The 2,411-nt window shown below is 36.7% G+C and carries 1 protein-coding gene; it reads right to left on the bottom strand.

Going from position 1 to position 2,411, the window contains the following annotated elements; translation table 11 throughout:
* On the bottom strand, positions 1 to 1,320 hold a 1,320-nt coding region (locus tag ACFIML_RS08990), incomplete at its 3' end, for a DEAD/DEAH box helicase family protein (protein ID WP_375687997.1).
* Positions 1,321 to 2,411: the final 1,091 nt, after the last annotated feature.

The following is a 2,411-nucleotide window of genomic DNA, read 5'->3' as shown; positions in this document are numbered from 1 at the left end:
TTGACTTACTTCTTCTTCGTTGACAACTAATATGATAACTTTACAAGGTGATAACAGCTTATCCTCTAAAGCACGTGTAAAGTTGTAAGTGTAAAGTTGTTTGCCATAGAGTTTTTCATTATCCATGGACACCAAAACGTTATTGGATAAGAAAGCATTCCTTTTCAGCTTGTCACTAAAGATCTTAGGCGTTGCTGTCATGTACAGACGTTTTTTGCCCCGAATGATGCTGTTATCGTGAACCTTGATAAATTCAGATTCATGCTTGTCTGTTCCCAACACAACACCAGTTGTTCTATGGGCTTCATCACAAATGATCAGATCAAATTCAGGTAACCCATGGGTATTTTGTGCATCCGAAATCACTTGGATTGAATGGTAAGTCGAAAAGACCACGGTCATCACATCAAGAGAAGTCTTATTGGCTTTACGCGCAAGTGCTTGCGCATCGGTCGTAGCCGGCAAGACAAGATCAGAGGCATCGAGACTAGCCTCATCATCATGTTTCCCTTTACGACGCTTACCCACTTGTGTATCTGAACAAACCGCAAAGGAACGCAACGGGATTTGTGCATCGGCTGTCCATTCACGGATTGTTTGTGAGAGTAAAGCCAGAGAAGGCACCAGAAACAACACACGCTTGCCAGTTCCTGCTATGTGTTCTGCTATCTTAAGGCTAGTGAACGTTTTGCCTGTTCCACATGCCATAATCAGCTTGCCACGGTCTGCTTCTTGCAAACCTTCACAGACTTTCTCAAGAGCTTCTTTTTGATGATCTAAAAGCTTTTTTTTAGGTTGCTCTTTAAGGGTAGCTTCACCTTTTTCTTTATAAGCCCCCCAATCAATTTGACTGTTTTCTAAATCAAACAGATTAATCTGTTGAATACGAACCTCTTGACCATCACAAGTGTTGTTAGCATTATCACTCCAATTGCTTTCGGTGCTATCAACCAAAATACGGCGCGTAAAAATCTTTTTCCCAGAGGTAGCGATAAAGCTATCAATATCTTCTTTTTTAATTATGTGAGAAGCATCATAGCATTTACATTGAATAGCCGCATAACCTCCTTGATCACGGATTGTAGCGACCAGATCAATGCCGATATCACGTCCATCTTCATCATGCTCCTTAGCCCATTCCAAATAAGTCTGAACCTTTTCGTATTCTTGTTTTTGAAGCGGGTCGTTTGTCAAATAAGCCATGACAAGGTTTTCAAACATGGTTCCTAATTCACGGGGTGATTTTGCTCGTTGACGATAATATTCTAAGAGAGAGCGTAAAGTGACATGTTCATTATCAGACTTATTAAAGTGATGCATATTACAACAGGACTCCGTTTTCATATGAGTTGGTTAATTCTCTTCAAAAGAATCGAAATGAAGCTTATTAAATCCATTTTGAGCAAATGGTGAAAAAAATGTAGAAAAATGCGAAAAAACGGATAAATTTTTTCAAAAGGGGTTTTTAGAGGCTGCTTATCCACAGCCTATGACATGAGGTAAAATCAGCAAAATAGTGAAGTTTGCTGTTCGTTTCACGGGTTAATCAAGATAAATGTACTATGGGCTTTAAAATATCAGAATGAGTATTTTGATAGGTTTTATGAGTCACTAAAATAATCTAATTTGTCAGTTCAATTTACGAACACAAACTGACAAATAATATATTATTGATTGTATTTAAGGTTGTATTATCGATATAGGTTGTATCGTTAAAATTCTAACATATTGAAATATAATGTTTTTAATTTTCTCTCATTTAAAAAAATAATATAGGCTCTAAAAAGAACTGACAACACTGGACAAAATTCTTCTGTTCAGATTACTCAGATCATTGTCTTTGGAGAAAGATTCTTTGATGAAAATGCCATTAAATATAACTTATTAGAAAATCAAGACTTTGTTTGCTCGCCAAATTTGGCGAGCAAAGGCAGGAAAAAGAGTTTTGCGTGGTTGTCTTAAAGATTTCAAAAGAGATTTCTTTATTGTTTTATGCTGTTGTTTTTGACGACAGGATGTGCTTGATAGCATGATGTCTCGTTTATATGCGTGTTGAGTGGTTTAGAGGAGCTGGAGAGTGAATTTATCTCTAATTATTGATAAATATATTGTCGCATTAAACTGGGGATATTGATGTATTAACCATTGACGGGCTAAACAGTTTTGTTTAGAAACTTCTTTATACAAATGTGGGGGAGAGATCTTCAGCATAAAATAAAGCGTTTTTTTGTCAAATAAAGTAGTTTTTCTAGTGTCACTTTTTGGTCACAGAGGCATGTGCTTTTGTTAAAAGCGTCATAGGGCAGTGGCTGTTTTGAGTTGACTTATTAGAGCTTCCATGAAGTTCTTTTAAAGAGTGCTTCATGAATAATGCAAAGCGGGGGCAGTCTGTATTGTTTTGTGTATTTTTA

The organism is Bartonella sp. AC62GZZY (assembly GCF_042196525.1).
Taxonomy (GTDB): Bacteria; Pseudomonadota; Alphaproteobacteria; order Rhizobiales; family Rhizobiaceae; genus Bartonella.
This window is presented reverse-complemented; position numbering and strand designations above follow the sequence as displayed.